Annotated in this window: 14 protein-coding genes; 8 read left to right on the top strand and 6 right to left on the bottom strand. The window is 65.0% G+C overall.

Going from position 1 to position 16,834, the window contains the following annotated elements; genetic code table 11:
• Window positions 1–9 precede the first annotated feature (9 nt).
• Window positions 10–771: a GntR family transcriptional regulator gene (locus EYW47_RS16845; RefSeq protein ID WP_133195967.1), complete on the top strand. Its 762-nt coding sequence runs from the start codon at window positions 10–12 to the stop codon at window positions 769–771.
• Window positions 772–841: 70 nt separating this feature from the next.
• Here EYW47_RS16845 and EYW47_RS16840 read toward each other — a convergent pair whose 3' ends face one another.
• Complete coding sequence (locus EYW47_RS16840; protein ID WP_133195966.1) at window positions 842–1,753, bottom strand: LysR substrate-binding domain-containing protein; 912 nt, start codon at window positions 1,751–1,753, stop codon at window positions 842–844.
• A 409-nt stretch (window positions 1,754–2,162) separates the two neighbouring features.
• Here EYW47_RS16840 and EYW47_RS16835 point away from each other — a divergent pair, with 409 nt between their 5' ends.
• Window positions 2,163–3,632: an amidase family protein gene (locus EYW47_RS16835; protein WP_133195965.1), complete on the top strand. Its 1,470-nt coding sequence runs from the start codon at window positions 2,163–2,165 to the stop codon at window positions 3,630–3,632.
• 188 nt (window positions 3,633–3,820) lie between these two features.
• Here the strand turns inward: EYW47_RS16835 and EYW47_RS16830 are convergent, their stop codons facing one another.
• From EYW47_RS16830 to EYW47_RS16815, 4 genes are all read right to left on the bottom strand, one after another.
• Window positions 3,821–4,327 (bottom strand): glycine zipper family protein, encoded by a 507-nt coding sequence (locus tag EYW47_RS16830; protein ID WP_377785074.1) that lies wholly within the window; start codon window positions 4,325–4,327, stop codon window positions 3,821–3,823.
• A 306-nt stretch (window positions 4,328–4,633) separates the two neighbouring features.
• Window positions 4,634–8,002 (bottom strand): hybrid sensor histidine kinase/response regulator, encoded by a 3,369-nt coding sequence (locus EYW47_RS16825; protein ID WP_240763751.1) that lies wholly within the window; start codon window positions 8,000–8,002, stop codon window positions 4,634–4,636.
• Window positions 7,999–8,661, bottom strand: coding sequence for a response regulator (locus tag EYW47_RS16820; protein ID WP_133195964.1), 663 nt, complete (start codon window positions 8,659–8,661; stop codon window positions 7,999–8,001). The genes EYW47_RS16825 and EYW47_RS16820 overlap by 4 nt, the downstream gene beginning before the upstream one ends.
• Before the next feature lie 275 nt (window positions 8,662–8,936).
• Window positions 8,937–9,956 carry an EAL domain-containing protein gene (locus EYW47_RS16815; protein ID WP_165976599.1) on the bottom strand — a complete coding sequence of 340 codons (1,020 nt, stop codon included), beginning with the start codon at window positions 9,954–9,956 and terminating at the stop codon, window positions 8,937–8,939.
• A 122-nt stretch (window positions 9,957–10,078) separates the two neighbouring features.
• Between EYW47_RS16815 and EYW47_RS16810 the strand changes: the two genes are divergently transcribed.
• The 5 genes from EYW47_RS16810 to EYW47_RS16785 all read left to right on the top strand — a co-directional run bounded on the left by EYW47_RS16810 (window position 10,079) and on the right by EYW47_RS16785 (window position 15,526).
• Window positions 10,079–10,600 (top strand): hypothetical protein, encoded by a 522-nt coding sequence (locus EYW47_RS16810; RefSeq protein WP_133195962.1) that lies wholly within the window; start codon window positions 10,079–10,081, stop codon window positions 10,598–10,600.
• 82 nt (window positions 10,601–10,682) lie between these two features.
• The gene (locus tag EYW47_RS16805; protein ID WP_240763750.1) at window positions 10,683–11,108 is read left to right on the top strand and encodes a DUF3302 domain-containing protein; all 426 of its coding nucleotides are present in this window, start codon (window positions 10,683–10,685) and stop codon (window positions 11,106–11,108) included.
• Complete coding sequence (locus tag EYW47_RS16800) at window positions 11,109–12,287, top strand: HlyD family secretion protein (RefSeq protein ID WP_133195961.1); 1,179 nt, start codon at window positions 11,109–11,111, stop codon at window positions 12,285–12,287.
• A gap of 10 nt (window positions 12,288–12,297) precedes the next feature.
• Complete coding sequence (locus EYW47_RS16795) at window positions 12,298–13,680, top strand: TolC family protein (protein WP_133195960.1); 1,383 nt, start codon at window positions 12,298–12,300, stop codon at window positions 13,678–13,680.
• Window positions 13,681–14,035: 355 nt separating this feature from the next.
• Entirely contained in the window at window positions 14,036–15,526 is a 1,491-nt protein-coding gene (locus EYW47_RS16785) for an aldehyde dehydrogenase (protein ID WP_133195958.1), read from the top strand.
• Between the two features lie 122 nt (window positions 15,527–15,648).
• Here EYW47_RS16785 and EYW47_RS16780 read toward each other — a convergent pair whose 3' ends face one another.
• Window positions 15,649–16,491, bottom strand: a complete 843-nt coding sequence (locus EYW47_RS16780) for a helix-turn-helix transcriptional regulator (RefSeq protein WP_133195957.1) — start codon at window positions 16,489–16,491, stop codon at window positions 15,649–15,651.
• 150 nt (window positions 16,492–16,641) lie between these two features.
• Here EYW47_RS16780 and EYW47_RS40915 point away from each other — a divergent pair, with 150 nt between their 5' ends.
• Complete coding sequence (locus EYW47_RS40915) at window positions 16,642–16,812, top strand: hypothetical protein (protein WP_165976598.1); 171 nt, start codon at window positions 16,642–16,644, stop codon at window positions 16,810–16,812.
• Window positions 16,813–16,834 lie beyond the last annotated feature (22 nt).

Genomic DNA, 16,834 nt, shown 5'->3' with positions numbered 1-16,834 from the left:
ATAAACGTTATGGCTCGCAACAAGACGCAAAATCTTCCCGATCTTTCCGCACTCCTCACGCCGAAGAATTCGTTGATGCTGGCAGTGGAGCGGGCGGTGCTGCGCGGGCAGGACTGGGCCTATGCCTCGGTGCCCATCGCCGAGCAGATCGCTGCTCGCCTCGCCGGGGTCATTACGCTGGACCTCGTGAAATCGGGGCAGCGCTTGCTGGAGGCGGACATCAGCGCAGTGCTGCACGTCAGCCGCGCTCCTGTCCGCGAAGCCTTGCGCATTCTGGAGCGGGACCGGTTGGTGGAATTTCAGGCACGACGCGGAGCGATTGTGACGGCACCCGACGAGAACGAGCTCAAGGACATTTTCCGGGTGCGCAGTGTGCTTTATGTCACGATGCTGGAGCAGGCGACACGCGAAAATTTGCCGGAGTTCGAAGCGTTATTGACGGCGCATATTCCGAGGTTGGAGCAGGCTGCGGAGGAGTCGATAGACGCCTATGCCGTGGAGAGCTTCCTCCTGAATTTCGCCACGATCGGTCTGTGTCATAACCGGCTTCTGGTCGATATCCTGCACTCGATTTCATTGCGAACGTTGCGCTATGTCCGGCTGGGAATGGTGGCTGCGCCGCAAACGATCCGCACATCCCTGAAAGTCTGGCGTGCGATGCAGCAAGCCGCCATGAAGCGGGACGGCCAGCGTCTGCTTGCTCTTGCCACTTCGCGTCTGGACGAGGCCCGGGACGCCGCTGTTCGTGCAGTCGTGGACCCGGCGTCTTGACTGTGCGAGGCAAGGCGGCGCGGGCCGTTTCTCCGCTCGGGCCGCTTCGCCGCCCGGGGCGCAGGCGGCCTCACGCGGCGCGCCGGCGTTGGCTGGAAGCGATTTCCTGCCGGAACAGGTCGGCGAGCTTTTCGGCGGCGAGCGAGAGCGGCGCGTCGCGCAGCTTCATGATGCCAAGCCGCAGCGGCGGGAGTTCGAGGCGCAACGGCACGCGCATCGCTTGCTGCGCATAGGGCTCCACGTCGAGCATGCCCACGGGAACCGCGAGCAGCGCGTCGCTGCGGGCCATCAGATTCCAGCCCACGCCGAATGTGTTCACGCGGATCATGCGCGTGGGCAGCGGCAGCTGCGCGCGGCCCAGGTAGTCGAGCAGGTTGCTATGGTGACTGCCGGGCGAGAGGGTCATGGCCCAGGTGCACTCGGCCAGTTGACTCCATTCGGTGGCGCTTGCCATGGGATGCCCGCGTCGGCAGACCACGATCGTTTCGAGCGTCTGGAGCGGCTCGAAGTCGAACTCGCCGCCGATTTCCTCCGCAGCCGGCGCGGCGAGCGCGAAGTCGATCGAGCCCTCGCGCAGCGCATGCAGCACATGAGGCATCAGGCCTTCCTCAAAAGTCAGCTCTGCCAACGGCATGATTTTGTTGTAGCGCTCGATGACCGCGGGCAGCACGCCGAGGAACACCATTGGCGTCACCGCTGCGGCGACACGTCCGCGTTTGCCGCCGAGGATCTGCGCAATGTCCTGACGCGCCAGCGCGAGTTGAGCCTGGGCGAGGCGCGCGCGCGAGGTGAGTTGATGGCCGCATTCGGTCAGCTGTACGCCGCGCGAGCTGCGCACGATGAGCGGCGCGTCGAGATCCTGCTCCAGTTCGCGCACGGCTTTCGTGACCGCGGCCTGGCTCAGATGCAGATGGCGCGATGCACCGCGAATGCTGCCGGTTTCGACCAGGGCAAGCCAGGCCTTCAGATGATGGTCCTTCATGTCTCGTCCGCCGCGTCGCGACCCTCAGGCCTATGACGACGCCGCGTTGTCTCCGTCGTGAATTTATCGTGTTTTGAGGCCGATGCTGCCTCGGCAGGCCGTCGTGGATTCCGCGCTTGCCACGCCGTCCAGCAACGCGCGCGCGTCGCGCGAGTGGCATGGCCGCTACATTCTAGCGAGGGATGCGGCCCAAGAAGGCCGGCGCAGGCTCGCAGGACCTGCCCACATTGCCTCAGCTTCGCCGCAGCGCCCAGGCGCTGCGCGACAACCTGTGGTGGTCACCGTGAAGAATATATCGTCTTTTGCGAGCGGGCTGTGCCGGTTAGCCTCTTCACAGTGCCTGACGACGCCCTGCCAGTCCAACAGGCATCGAAAGCGAGAGCAAACCGGGAATCCAGGAGGAGCACAAGTGAGTCAAGCATGGTGGCGCCTGAGCGCAACGGAAATGGCCGCGCTCGTCGCTCGGCGCGATGTGTCGTCGAAGGAGCTCGTAGAGAGCAGTCTCGCGCGGCTCGAAGAAGTCAATCCGCATCTGAACGCGGTCGTGGATGTGCTCGCGGATAGCGCGCTCGAAGCCGCCGCAGCGGCCGATGCCGCCGTTGCCCGGCGCGAAGCGCCTGGCCCGCTGCATGGTGTGCCGGTGACGGTCAAGGTGAACGTCGATATGGCGGGGTACGCGACGTCCAATGGCGTGGTGGCCTACAAGGACCTGATCGCGCGCGAGGACAGCCCGGTCGTGGCGAATCTGCGCAAGGCGGGGGCGGTCATCATCGGCCGCACCAACGCACCCGCGTTTTCGTACCGGTGGTTCACCGACAACGATCTTTACGGCAGAACGCTGAATCCCTGGGATGCGGGCCTGACGCCGGGCGGCTCCAGTGGCGGCGCGTCGGCAGCGGTGGCGGCCGGGATCGGCGCAATTGCGCACGGCAACGACCTCGGTGGATCGATTCGTTATCCTGCATATGCATGCGGCGTGGCCGGGCTGCGTCCGACGACGGGGCGCGTGCCGGCCTGGAACCCGACGCAAAGCCGCGACCGCACGCTTGCGGTGCAGCTCGCCTCGGTGCAAGGGCCGCTCGCGCGCACGGTGGGCGACCTGCGGCTGGCGCTCGCGGCGATGGAGGGCGGCGATTCGCGCGACGCCTGGTGGATGCCGGTGGCGCCGACGCAACGGGATGTATCGAATGCGCCGAAGGGCGCCTTGGCGCCGTTCCCCACGCGTGTGGCGGTGTGCGCGCAACTGCCGGGCATTCCTACCGACCCGGCGGTGATCGACGCCGTCCAGCAGGCCGCGCGCTGGCTCGAGGAGGCCGGCTGCGTCGTGGAGGAGGCGGTACCGCCGCGTTTTGACGAAGCCTGTGAGCTCTGGTTGAAGCTCGTGACCAACGAGGCGCTCACCGGACTCGACAAGACCATCGAAGAATACGGCGACCGCGCCATCCGCACGGCGTTCGGCAGCCAGCGCCGCATTGCGCCGACGCTCGACCTGGTCGGCTACATGGATGGCCTGTCGCAACGCACGGGCCTGTTGCGCGAATGGCAGGCCTTCTTCGCGCGCTATCCGCTGCTGCTGATGCCGGTGTCGTGCCAGAACCCGTTCGCTGTCGATGCCGACCAGCACGGCGACGACGCGATGCGCCGCATCCTGCAGGCGCAGGGCCCGCTGCTCGCGACGGCGGTGCTCGGCTTGCCGGGCCTGAGCGTGCCGCTTGGCGTGCCGGCACCCGTGAGCAACGGAATGCCCTCGGGCGTGCAACTCGTGGCTGGCCGCTTTGGCGAGGCGCTGTGCCTCGCGGCGGGCGAAGCGATCGAGGCGCGCGCGGGCGTCTTCACGCCGATCGATCCGCTCACCGTAGCTGCGCGTAGCGCGGGCTGAGCTGACGCTCAAGATCCGGATTGGACTCGGGTTGCCCGATGAGCGCGTGCTATCGCGCGCCGCGTCGGGCAGCGACCGTGTTGCCGTCGACTGTCATGGATAGTCATGCCTTCGAGCATGAGTCATCAGTTCGCCGCTCGCGTGGGGATCATTCAGCGCTTCTGATGCGTGGCGGACGCGCATGACGCTTAGTTGACCGTATATCCGCGCCCAGCCATGCAGGCGCTCCATGCGCGCGAATACGACGATGCCCCCGCCTCGCTATTCATCTGCGCTTGCGCGTTATAGGCGCCGGCCGCGCGCCGCGCCTGACGATGCTCGATACCGCCGACCATGGTCCCAATCGCGGCTCCCGCCGCGGCGCCTTTGCCTGCGTCTCCGGCGATGGCTCCCGCTACGGCGCCGGTTGCAGCACCTCGGGCCGCGCCCACCACGCGCTGGCCGCCCGGTGCCCATGCCGGGGCGGGCGCCGTTGCCGCCCATGCCGGATCGAAGCCCGTCTGTTGCCTGGCCCAGCTATAGCAGGCGCCGTCGTCGGTGGATTGCTGATACGGCGTTTGGCCGCGTGCGGGATACACCACGGGTTTCGAGTAGATGACCTGTGCATGGGCATTGTGCGTCACACAGGCCGCAGTCACTGTAGCCAGCGCGAACGCGGCCTGCATGACTTGCATAAGACGTCGGCGTTTGATCATTCGTTATCCTTTCTAATTAATCGTCTCCGGAAGTCGGCGCGGCCGCATCGGCTACGAAGCGAATGCGTATCGTGCGCGGGTGCAACGGACTCCCTGCGATGGTCCTGAAAAAGGCGCCCGCACGAAGCGGGCGCGAAAGGAGGTTTCACATGCAGAAACGGACAGATCTGCTAGTTGATCGCTGCAGCTGTCAGGACCAGTTTGCGGCTTGCGGATATCGCCGGCAATCATAGAACTTGGAAATGGCGGACCACGCCTCGCTATTCGCTTCGCAAATCAAGGCTTGCGATGAGCCAGACTTGCGCCTCAAGGGATAGAGGGGCGCGGCAAATCGGTGCGCTGCGCATCGGCCCTTGCAAGCTGGCACATCTGTGCCAGCTTTTGCAGAATGAATTCGCACTGCAGTCCAATTTCGCTATCCCAGCCCTCGAGTTCCGTGAGCGAGTGGCGCAAGTCCTCGCACAATGCGAGCAGTTGGGAGGGTTCGAGCACGGCGAGCGTGCCTGCGGTACGGTGCAGCAATCGTTCGAGGCGAGCGAGATCGCGCTGGGCCATTGCGCTGCCATACGCCTGAATATCGGCTTCGGTCTGATCGAGAAACGCGCGGGCGTATTCAGCGGGCACGTGCGGAATCTCCGGGTTTTCATGTGCGCCGGACCCGGAATCCAGATCCGGCACAGGAAAGTCCTCGTCCCGATACGCGGTCTCCGCGCTTGTGGAAGCGCCTGCGCCCAGCGCCGAAGCGAGCACGGCGAGCGGGACCGGCTTCGTGAAATAGCCCGCGAAGCCCATTGCCCGCCCCTTGGCAACGTCCTCGGGCCGCGTGCTTGCGCTCACGGCGTAGACCGGCATCGGCAAGCCACGGCTGCGCATCTCGCGCAGCAGATCGAAGCCGTTCATATCGGGCATGTCGATATCGGTCAGAACCACATCGACACGTGCCTGGGTCAGCATCGAGAGCGCCTCGTTGCCGTTGCCGGCCTCGACGACCTTCGCGCCCAGGATGGATAGCTGATCGCGAAGCAGGTTGCGGTTCAAGCGGTTGTCTTCGGCGATCAGGACGCGCAGACCCTTCAACGGCCTTGCCGGCACTGCGTCTGCAAGGCTGTGCGTGGATTGTCCGGCGTCGCCCGCGAGCCGGGGCGCTCCGGAGATCGCCGCCAGCAACGCGCAGTGAATGCCCGCGCGGCTATAGATCGAGACCTCCTGGCTGCCGTCCGCACGCGTGGCGGCGAGCAGCGGGCCCTGTTGCTGCAGCCAGATGATCGAGGCAGGCGTGGGCCACCACGCGAGCACCTCCGCGGGATCGAATTCTTCGGTGACCACCAGACAGTCGAACGCATCGCTTTCGACTGTCTCGCTCAGGTCCGATATCGCGATGGGCGCGGATGCACTCCAGTCGAACTGATTGATCAACGTTTCATGGTGCTCGGACGCGCGGCATAGCACGGCGGTCCGGTTCGGCGGCAAGGCACTGAGCGCCGGCGTCTCTTTACCGGGTCCACCGGCCTCGAGCGGCAAATGGACGGTGACGCGAGTGCCCATGCCAACGATGCTGTCGAGCGCGATGCGGCCTCCCATGAGCTCGCACAGCTTCGCGCAGATCGACAGCCCGAGGCCGGTCCCGCGCGCATGGGCCAGGCGGTTCGTGGAGGCCTGCGAAAACGGCTGGAACAGGCGATGCCGTTGGTCCTCGGGTATCCCGATGCCCGTGTCGGACACGTCGAGTTCCAGACCCTCGCCACCCCAACGCGCGCGCAGCACCACCTTGCCGGAATGGGTGAATTTCAGGGCGTTGTTCAGCAGGTTATTGACGATCTGCGACACGCGGACCGGGTCGAAGTCAAGCTCGGCAGGCAGGCGCCGGTCGAGCACCGCGTGCAAGGTCAGCCCTCGCTTGCTGGCCTCGCGCGCGTGCGACAGGGCAAGACGTTCCAGCAGTTCGACGAGCGATCCCGGCTCTGGCGCGATGCTCAACGCGCCGATATCGATCTTCGAAAAATCGAGTACGTCGTTGACCACCTGCAGGAGCCCATCGGCCGAGACCTGCATTGCGCGCACGCGTTCGCGTTGCTCGGCTGCCAGCGGCCCCATGGCCACGAGCTCGATGTTGCCGATGAGCGAGGAAAGCGGCGTGCGGATCTCGTGGCTCATGGACGCGAAGAACGCGAGTTTGGCCTTCGCGGCAGCATCGCTCGCGAGCTTGGCCTGGCGCAGCAACTGGTTCGAGTGGTGGTGCTCGGTCACGTTCACGATGGCGCAAAACAGCACCTCTTCGTGCCTGACCTTCGCGGGAGCGTAGGTGATTTCGAGCGACACCGGGCTGCTTCCGGCGCGGCTCAGGGTAAGCGGAATCTGGAACAGGCCGCTTTCCCCCGCGTGGGCGTCCTGCCCGCCAAGGCGCGCGTCGAGCGCCGCGCGAAGGCTGTGAGGCAGCCTCGTCTCCTGCGGCGCGAGACCGAGGACCTCGCGCGCGATCTGATTCGAAACGACGATCTCCAGCGTCGCACGGCGCACGATGCACAGGCCGACCGGCGTCGCGTGAACGAGGAGGTGATTGAGCATTTCGCTCTCGAGCGCTCGCGAGGCCTCTTCGTAGGTCACCACGAGGAACCGGTAGTTCCAGTGCCGGTACATGGCGAATAGCAGACCGAGGATGGCAGCGGCGATTGCACCAACCAGCAGCAATTCGCCGGCCATCCTGTGCAACTGCTGTCCGGGCGGGAGCACGAACACGAGCCGGCCTAAATCCGCGGCGAGCGGTGCAAGGCCCAGTACCCAGCCAGAACCGGAAATCCAGTGGAAGACGCCGTCCTGACGCTCCGGCAGTTGGTGCTCGATCTGTTGCGCCTCGACGTATTTGCCCGACGTGGCCAGCGGCACGTCGAAACTGTCGAGGAAGATGGCGTCCGGAATCGAGAGGTCCTGCTTGGCCGGCTGAAGCAGATCGCTCAGCGCAATGCGCGTGAGGGCAATCGCGTAGATCTGGTTGCCCTTCGCGACCAGCGAGGCGCCCACCATGTATGGGCTTTCGCCCTTGCGCGTGGAGGGCACTGGCAGCCAGACCACGCGCTTCTCTCTCGCGGCATCCAGCAGATCGAGCCGGGCGGCGCGATAGCGGTTGAGCACGGCGTCCACGATCATCGATGCAGGCATCAGCGGACGCTGCGCCTCGCCGGGCGTTGGCGCCGCAAATGGGGCGATGTACCAGTATGCGGCGCCGTTGGCGACCGAGATCATCTCGATCGATGGCTTCTGGCCGGCCGCGAGCAGCGTGCGGACGGCCTCGTTGCAGCTTTGCTGAAGGACCGCGTTGCGCGGGCCCGTAGCGGACACGCTCGTGCACAGGCTGTCGTTCGGGGCGCCGTGTTCGGCGTGGTAGGCGTCGTTGGCGCGCAGCCCGAGTATCAGGTTGGCGGCAGTCAGCGCGCTGCGCCGCTCGAGGACCGCGTCGACGACACCTTGCTCGTAGAGGCGCGCGAGTTGTTCCTGGGCTCGCAGCGAGTCGCTCAGCCGCACGAGGGCGATCGCGCACGCGCCCGCGAGCGTGACCAGCGCCAGCAGCACCACCACGATGGAGAACACGCGCCGCTCGCGTTGCAGGTTTTTCTCGACCGAATCGAAAGTGCGTAACGGCGAATCGTCTTGATCTCGGGGCGTGGCCGGCTGCTTCATGCGAGACCGTTGTCTCGGGCGTAGGTGATGAGGTCCGCGTTGTTGGCGATATTGAGCTTCTGCATGGCGGAGCGCTTCTGAGCCGCGACGGTCGCGAGCGATCGATGAAAGCTCGCGGCGATCTTCGTGAGCGATTCGCCGTTCGCAAACATGCGCACGACCTCCAGTTCCTTGGGGGAGAGCAGGCGCGCGCTGGCGCCGGGGCGCCCGCCCGCGCTCGCGATCCGGTTGGCGATGGCCTCCGAAAGCGACTGGGTGCCGGGGCCCGAAACGGCGTCGAGGCAGATTCGCCTCAGGATTTCGGGGTCCTCAGCTTTCCCGACGATTCCTGCGACCCCCTCGGCCTGGATGCAGGTGAGCAGCCCGGGATTGGTGAGCATCGTGAACACGACGATGGGCGTATCGGGAAAGCGGCTCCTGATGCGCCGGATCATGCGCAGCCCATCCTCGTCGCCTTGCTCGCGCTCCATCGAAAAGTCGGTGACCACGAGGTCGAAGCGTTGCCGCTCCAGCGCTTCGAGGAGCTCGTTGCCCGACTGGCACATCACGATCTCCTGAAACCTTAGCGGACTCAGGACGTCCTGGATCGCGAGCCGCATCATCGGATGGTCGTCTGCAATCGCGACCGTCAAGGCTTGGGAAAGGGGCGCATGTGTCATCGGCATGTTTCCCATGCGCAGGCGACGCGTGGCGCTCGAGGCTGCGCGTCGTGGAAGATATTTCGAATGATTAGGGTCACGGCGGGTGGTTTCATACGCGGATAGAGGCTCGGGCCCGCAATCCGCAGAGAGCGGCCAGGGGTGCTATGGCAGTCGAGCGTATTTTTGCGAGAGGAAGCGAGTTTACCCGACATGGGCCTCCTCTCGCGCTTTCGTTTACCTTGCTTTTTGAGGGTCGAATGCAGTTCTGCGCAATGGCACGTATGCGCCTTCGTTCACGCCGATAGCTTTTCCGTGCGGGCATTGGGCGAGGGCGCCCAATGCTGCGCTTCGTTGCGAGTGATGGCTTCGCTGCCGGGCGAGCAGAGCATTCGGGCCAGCAAGGTCTCGCCCGAGACGGGCTCCGAAATCAGGCTGCCTTGAACGTCGAGGTCGGCAAACTGGCGCAGCCACGCGAGCTGGCTGTCGGTCTGCACGCCGTCGACAGCCACGCTGATACCGAGGTTGCGCGCAAGACTCACCACGCTCGCCATGATCCCGGTGGAAGTGGTGTCGTGTGGAAGATTCCTCGTGAATCGGCTGCCAAATTTCAGCCCGCTGACCGGCAGTGCGATAAGGCTCGACAGCGTCGAATGTTCCATGCCGAAGTCGTCGAGCACGATGGCGATGCCCATGCGGCGCAGGCCGGACATGCGCTCGATGAGCGTTCGGGTGATGTCGCGCTCGCCTGGCTCGCGCATTTCGAACTTCACGCGCTGGGGCCGTATCGCATGGCGATGGATGCAGCGCTCGACCATGGGACTGAAGTCGTTCCCGAGCATCTGATCGAGCGCGATGTCGATCGACAGCGCGACGCAATGGGGGGTACGGCGCTGCCATCGAGCGAGCTCGGCACAGCCGACTTCGAACGCGGCCTCGAATTCAAGGGGCGGCGGGCCCGCATGAGGGGCGATTGGCGCACCGTTTGCCTGAGGCAACAGGGCATTGGCTTGGGGCTTCCATCGGGCGAAGGCTTCGGCGCCGGTAAGTGCGCCGGACCGTGCGCAGACGATCGGCTGGTAGGCAACCCACCAGTGGCCGGGTAAAGCGTGACGGGCGGGCACAGGTATATCCGGGCCAATCGATTGGGTATCCGTAGCATTGTCACGCTTCGTGTTGCGCCGCAGCCAGCTCACCATGCCCGTCTCCCCGTTGTGGATTCCATCGTGTTCCGAAGATAGGGCAGCTAGTGCGCGAAAGCTATCGTAGAAGTTAGAAATGCGCCGGCAGCGCAACAGAAGTGCGCTTGCCCGCACTTTCTGATTCCTGTGATAGCAGACCCGCGCCCGCCACGCGTAAGTTTCCCAACCTGACGCAACGTTTGATACGCGCACATCGCCATTCGCGGTGTGCGCTCGATTGGAAGGGAGCTGCACACATGAACGGGAACCACCACGCCGTAGCCCCGGGAGGGTCCGCTGGCTTGTTCGCCGCGCCCCGCACGGTGGCGCGCTGGCTTGTGTTGACTGCCCTGATGGCGTGTGCCGGTCAGGTCCAGGCACAAGCGATTCGTGACGACGGATGGGCGCGCATGTCGCCAAACGCCGGTTACGGATTCGAATTCTATATGGAGTCCGTATTGAAGGCGAACCCGGATAGTGTCGGGCACAGCAAGTACGACCTGCTCTATACGGACGGGTCGCAAGGTAGACAGGGCGCCGCGTCGCGGTTCAAAGGCGTCGCTGGCCCGACGGCGGGGCCGCAAGGGGACCCGAAGGTCCACACGTTGGCAGACCGTGACGGGAGCGAAGGCCTGGCAGCGTTGGCGCCCGGCTTGAACGGTGCGGTGCCGGTGATGGTCTTCACGGCTTCCCTGTCGAATCGCTGCGTTGCGCGCTATGCCATTTGCGACCGGAACCGCTTCACCTATGAACCCGTCTCGAACCTGCAGACGCCTTAGTGCCGGGTGGCGCGTCCGCAAACGGACCGCCCCCGTTTTCAGACCGGAAACCATGAATGATTCTTCACGCATCGCCGATGCATTGATCAAGTCGAGCCGCTATCTCGCGGCCGGCGCCGCGCTTCTGGCAATCAGTACGCCGTCCTTCGCCGCCGTGTCGCGCGGCACGCTCGAGCACGTGGCGGACTGGATCTCCTGGGTCGTGCTGGCCGTCGTGCCAGTCGGAGGCATTTACGTCTTCTGGATGCTGCACGTTCTGCCGGAAAAGGTCGCCCGAAAGAAGCAGCATCCGCAGAAGGAGGCCATCCATGCCCTGTGCCTGTTGTCGCTGTTTTTCGGCGGGCTCCTGTGGCCGCTGGCGTGGTTGTGGGCGCACACCAAGCCAGTGTTTTACCGCGCGGCGTACGGCACCGACAAAGCCCCGCCGGAGCAAGACGAGCCTCAAATTCTTGCACGCAGCTCGCATGCCGTCGCGAATGGCCTCGCTCACGAGAAGGACGTCGTATAGATGGAAATTCTGATTCTAGGTGTCTACGCATTCTGCGTATGGCTGGTCTTCTTCAAGTTCAAATGGGTTCCATGGAACACCATCTCCATGGTGATCTCGTTCACGATTCCCATTGTCGCGCTCGCGACGGTCATCCTCACGCTCAATGTCGTGGCGCCTTCCACGCACGAGGTCAGGGTCGTCGGCAAAGTGCTTCAGGTGGTGCCACAGGTCAAGGGGCGCATCGTCGAGATTCCGGTGGACGGCAACCGACGCTACAAGAAGGGCGATGTCTTGCTGCGCATCGATCCCACACCGTATGCGCTATCGGTCGAGCAACTCGAGGGACGGCTGCGCGCCGACGATGCAGCCGTTGCCGAGGCCGAGGCGTCGGCCCGTCAGCTCGGGGACTCGGTACGTCGCGAAGCGGGGAAGGTCAGCACCGTGCAGGCTTCATTGGCACTGGCCCGGCAGCGGCTGATGGAACAAGACGCCCTGTTCGCGGCGGGCGCCGGTTCGAAGTTCGACCGCGACGATGCCATTGCGCGGCAGCGCGAGCTCGAGGGCGAACTCGTGAGCGCGAGAGCAGAGGAAGACGCGGCGAAGGCAAAGCTTTCGGCGAAAAGCCAGGGCGAGTTCGCCGCCGTGGCCGCTGCACGCGCGCATCGCGCGGAAACCGAAAGCATGCTCGAAAACGCGAAGTGGCAGTTGTCCCAGACCGTCTACCGCGCGCCGGCCGATGGCCAGGTCGTGAACCTGCAGGTTCGCGTCGGCACGATGCTGGTTCCGTTGCCGCTGACTCCGGCGTTCAGTTTTGTCGAGGATGACCAGGAGCTGGTGGCGTTCTACGACCAGAACGAGCTGTACAACGTGCGCGAGGGCGATTCAGCGGAAGTCTATCTGCCGACCAGTCCGGGGGCGATTCTGGAAGCGAAGGTCGACTCGATCGTCTGGGCGCAGTCGCAAGGCCAATTCGCGCAGAGCGGCATGTTGCCCAATACCGGCGCGGCCGCCGTGAGCGCGAACCGCTTCGCGGTCAAGCTGGCGCTGTGCGGAGTTTCCAAAGGACGCGTGCTGCCGGTCGGTGCAGTCGGGGCGGGCGCCATCTATACGGAGCATATGGAGGCAATTCAGATCATTCGCATGGTGTTCCTGCGCGTCAGTTCCCGATTGAACTATCTCGTTCTCAAGCTGCATTGAAGGAATCATCGTGACGTTGTCGATTCGTAAAAGAACACTGCCTTTGCTGCTTGCGATACCGTTTGGACTCCTGCATGGCTGTGCGCTCGACAAGCCGCCCACGGCGGCCGAGCTGGCCAGCCATGCCATCCCCGCGCCCGACGACCATCGGCAGTGGGCCAATGGCGGCACGCCAGGCGATCCTGCCGACGGCTGGCTGGCCAGCTTCAACGATGCCGAGCTGGCCCGGCTCGTGCGCGAGGCCATGACCCATAACGGCGACCTGGCGATTGCCGCCATCCGCGTCCAGCAGGCCGAAGCCATGGTGACCGAAGCGAGCAGCGGGCTCCTTCCGTCCGCGGGTGCCAAGGGCCGCGCGGGCGAAGCCGAGTCGCAGATACTTTCGGTGGGCGTCAGCTGGGAGCTCGACCTGTGGGGGCGCATCCGCGCGCAGTCTCGTGCGGCGCAGTCGCAGCACCTTGCCTCCGAGGCCGATTACGCTTGGGCCCAACGCGTGGTGGCCGCTGCAACGGCGAAGGCCTGGTTTGCGCTCATCAAATGCACGCAGCTCGAAAGCAGGCTGCAGCAAATCGTCGACGTGCAGGCGGAAATCGTCAGGATCGAGGATCGCCGGGTAGCGATCGGGGCCGCGCCACAAACGGAGGCTCAGCAGGCGCGCAACACGCTAAGGGTGAATCAGGATGCCCTCGTCAAGGCCACGCTCGCCAGGAACCGCGCCGCGCAGGCCCTGGAGTTGCTGTTGGGCCGCTATCCGGCTGGAGAAATGCTGGCCGAGCCGGACATGCCAGCGTTGCCCGAGGCGCCTCCCGCGGGCTTGCCCGCGAACCTCATCGAGCGCAGGCCCGATATGGTCGCCGCCTCGCAACGCGTCGCGGCGGCGTTCGACCAGCGGCAATCGGCGCAGGCCGCGCGCCTGCCCAGTGTCTCGATCGACGCGGCCATTACGGGCATCCGCAGCAACGTGCTGACGATCATGGACTCCAGCAGCCCGGTCAAGGGCGTGAGCGCCTCGTTCCTGGCGCCGATTTTCACGGGAGGCAAGCTCAAGGCCCAGGCGGATTACTACACCGAGGCGCAGAAGGAGGCGATGGTCGCATACGACGACAGTGCGCTTCAGGCGCTGAGCGAAGTCGAGGCGGGTCTTCAGGCCGAAACGCGTTACGCCGAACGGGTCGCGCAACTGCAGGCACGCGTGGACGAGAGCCAGTCGCTGCTCAATAAAGAAGAAGCGCGGGCGAAGATTGGATCGACGGACGAGCGCAGCGTGCTGCAGGACCGGCAAGCGTTGCTCTCGGCAGAGATGGATCTCGTCGAGGTGCGCGGCGACCAGCTTGCGCAGCGCATCGACCTGCTGCTCGCACTGGGCGGCGACTGGCAGCGCACGGGCACTTGAGCGATGAAGCGCGATGCTGCCGGGGCGCCCGCAAGGGCCATCGTGGCCACATTGGGCGTCATGCTAGTGCTGGCCGTCACGTCGCGGGTGCAAGCTCAGGAGTTCTCGAATGGAACCGCGTCGTGACGCGTTTTGACCGCGACACCGATGTCATCTTGACCGGTATCGGCTACCGCTGGTGAGCCTGCCCACACAGGGAGACAACCCTTGGGTGTCTCCCCCCCAAAAATATCGTCTTACGGCTCCCAGTTCCGCCAGGTACGCTTCGCGGAACTAACCGAGCGCAACGCGTTTTGCCGCCGCGACGAGGCTGATGCGACGAGCGGCATGCTGCGCAATCACCGAGGAGCAATAGATGAGCAAGACATTCGCCTGGTGGCAAGACAAAGCCGCTACGCTCGCCATAGAAGGGCGCGCTTTCATCGATGGCGAGCTACGCCACGCCCATGACGGCAAGACGTTTGCCTGCGAGAGCCCGATCGACGGCCGCGTGTTGGCACGGGTGGCCGATTGCGGCGCGGCCGACGTTGACGCCGCCGTCGCCGCCGCGCGCCGTGCTTTCGAGGCGCAAAGCTGGGCGGCGATGAGCCCCCGCCAACGCAAGGCGATCCTGCTGCGCTGGGCCACGCTCATGCGCGAGCATCTCGAGGAGCTCGCGCTGCTCGAAACGCTCGACTCGGGCAAGCCGATCGGCGACACGACCGCGATCGACATCCCGGCCGCCGCTCACTGTGTCGATTGGTATGCCGAGGCGATCGACAAAACCGGCGGTGAGGTTGCGCCGGTCGATCATCACCTGGTCGGGCTCGTGACGCGCGAACCGGTTGGCGTCGTGGCAGCGGTGGTGCCGTGGAATTTCCCGCTGCTCATGGCGGCGTGGAAATTCGGTCCGGCACTCGCCGCGGGCAACAGCGTCGTGCTCAAGCCTTCGGAGAAGTCGCCGCTCACGGCCATCCGCGTGGCGCAACTGGCCCATGAAGCCGGCTTGCCGCGCGGCGTGTTCAACGTCGTGCCGGGCGGCGGCGAGCCGGGCAGGCTGCTCGCGCTCCATCGTGACGTCGATTGCATTGCGTTCACGGGCTCGGCGCGAACGGGCAGGGCGATCATGGAATGCGCCGCGCAGTCCAACCTCAAGCGCGTGTGGCTCGAACTGGGCGGCAAATCGCCGAATATCGTCCTGCCCGATTGTCCCGATCTCGAACGTGCCGCCCAGGCGGCCGCCGATGCCATCTTCTTCAACATGGGCGAAGTCTGCACGGCGGGCTCGCGCCTGCTCGTGCACCGCGATATCAAGGACGCATTCGTCGAGAAAGTGATCGCGGCAGCGCGGCGCTATGTGCCCGGCCATCCGCTCGACCCTGCGGTGACGATGGGCGCGATTGTCGACCGCATTCAGCTCGAACGCGTGCTCGGCTATATCGACGCGGGCCGCCGCGAAGGGCGGCTCGTTGCCGGCGGGGCGCGGGTCAGGGAAGAGACTGGTGGCTTTTACGTGGAGCCGACCATCTTCGAAGTGAAACCGGACGCGCGGATCGCGCGCGAGGAAATCTTTGGCCCAGTGCTGTCGGTCATTGCGTTCGACAGCCTCGACGAGGCCATAAGCATTGCCAACGATACGGAATACGGTCTCGCGGCTGCCGTCTGGACCGCGGACCTCACCACGGCTCACGAGGCGGCAAGGCGCTTGCGTGCCGGCACGGTCTGGGTCAACTGCTACAGCGACGGCAGCGACGACCTGAACTTCCCGTTCGGCGGCTACCGCCAGTCCGGCAATGGTCGAGACAAGTCCTTGCACGCGCTTGACAAATACACCGAGCTGAAATCGACGATTCTGCGCCTGCGCTAGACCGCGCGAGCGTGGTCAGGCTGGTGGCCCGGGCGGCGCTAACACGCGCCCGGGCTTCGCCGCCTGCTTGCCTGACGACCTGATGGCCCGGCCCGGGCGGCGTCATGCGTGCGGTGTGGGGTTCAACACCTGCCGGGATCGCCGGCGTCGAGCGGCGCGCTCTTGAGCACGAGCGCAACCAGTTGGCGCCGGGTGTCGACGCCCAGCTTTTCGAACGCGCGCTTCGCGTAGGTGTTGACCGTCGATGCCTTCACGCCCATCGACTGCGCGATGGCCTGTGTCGTCATGCCGTTGATGAACGACGAGCATACGTGGGCTTCGCGTGGCGTGAGCTTGCCGTGAAGCTGTGGAAGCCACTGTGCCAGCAGATTTCTGTCCGTCGTGTCCGCTGCGGCGTCGTCGGGCGCCAGCGCACCTGCGAGCCGGCGGTGCGCGGCGGCGAGCGGCAGCATCACGAGGGCGAGGTGCTTGAACAGGCTGAGTTCCTTCAGCGAGAACGACGGCAGATGCCGCCCGCGGGCCATCGACATCGAATATTTCGTGCCGTTTACGAGCCCGCCTACGACGCACTCGTCGTGAATGTCCGCGATATCGTAGAAGAGATGCCTGAGCTCGGTCGTGACCTTCTGGGCGGAAATCTGCAGGACCCGGACTTCATCGTCGGCGACGATGCCGTCGTACGTTGCATCGTCGTTCGCATAGCTCTGGTAATAGAGCCGCATCGTCTGCGCGACCAGCTCGCGCTCCCGGCCGAAGCTGCCGATCCAGCCCACACTGCGCTGCCCCGATGCAACCCGTTCGTAATCCAGATGCACGGCGTCGCAATCGACAAACCGCACCACGCTTTCGTATAGCACCTGAATGAACCGGGACGAGCCCACCGCCTGCGCGACGTCGCCGAGCACCTCGGTCACGAGCGCAAACTGGCCAAGCTGCAAGTCGGGGACAGGGTTCGCCGCGTTCAACACAATCCGCTCGCTTCTGTAATGAGTTGGCGGTACAGATACCACGAACAATATTGCTTGCCTACGCGGAAATCTCCGCAAAAGCCCTGCACTCGTGTTCGCGCTTGTCCCGCTTTTGCTGGACAGACGGATGCCGCCAGCGTCGATAAAGTGGTTGACGAACTGAACGGCGACGAGGGCGCTTCCATGTACCCGAATGCAGATCCCGCACGCAAATCCGCAGGTTGCGCGAACCGCGCCTTGCTTGCGCATGAGTTGGCGGGTGCCGGCATGGAATTGACGTTGTTCGAAACAGAGGCGGTATACGGCGATCTCGATTGAACGCCAGGGGCGCCGCGCGCGG

It is taken from the genome of Paraburkholderia silviterrae (genome assembly GCF_004353915.1).
Taxonomy (GTDB): domain Bacteria; phylum Pseudomonadota; class Gammaproteobacteria; order Burkholderiales; family Burkholderiaceae; genus Paraburkholderia; species Paraburkholderia silviterrae.
This window is presented reverse-complemented; position numbering and strand designations above follow the sequence as displayed.

What these genes read in the sequence shown, in the direction of transcription:
- EYW47_RS16845 (WP_133195967.1), top strand. Translation starts at nt 10, where the DNA reads ATGGCTCGCAACAAGACGCAAAATCTTCCCGATCTTTCCGCACTCCTC.
- EYW47_RS16840 (WP_133195966.1), bottom strand. Translation starts at nt 1,753, where the DNA reads ATGAAGGACCATCATCTGAAGGCCTGGCTTGCCCTGGTCGAAACCGGC.
- EYW47_RS16830 (WP_377785074.1), bottom strand. Translation starts at nt 4,327, where the DNA reads ATGATCAAACGCCGACGTCTTATGCAAGTCATGCAGGCCGCGTTCGCG.
- EYW47_RS16825 (WP_240763751.1), bottom strand. Translation starts at nt 8,002, where the DNA reads ATGAAGCAGCCGGCCACGCCCCGAGATCAAGACGATTCGCCGTTACGC.
- EYW47_RS16820 (WP_133195964.1), bottom strand. Translation starts at nt 8,661, where the DNA reads ATGACACATGCGCCCCTTTCCCAAGCCTTGACGGTCGCGATTGCAGAC.
- EYW47_RS16810 (WP_133195962.1), top strand. Translation starts at nt 10,079, where the DNA reads ATGAACGGGAACCACCACGCCGTAGCCCCGGGAGGGTCCGCTGGCTTG.
- EYW47_RS16800 (WP_133195961.1), top strand. Translation starts at nt 11,109, where the DNA reads ATGGAAATTCTGATTCTAGGTGTCTACGCATTCTGCGTATGGCTGGTC.
- EYW47_RS16785 (WP_133195958.1), top strand. Translation starts at nt 14,036, where the DNA reads ATGAGCAAGACATTCGCCTGGTGGCAAGACAAAGCCGCTACGCTCGCC.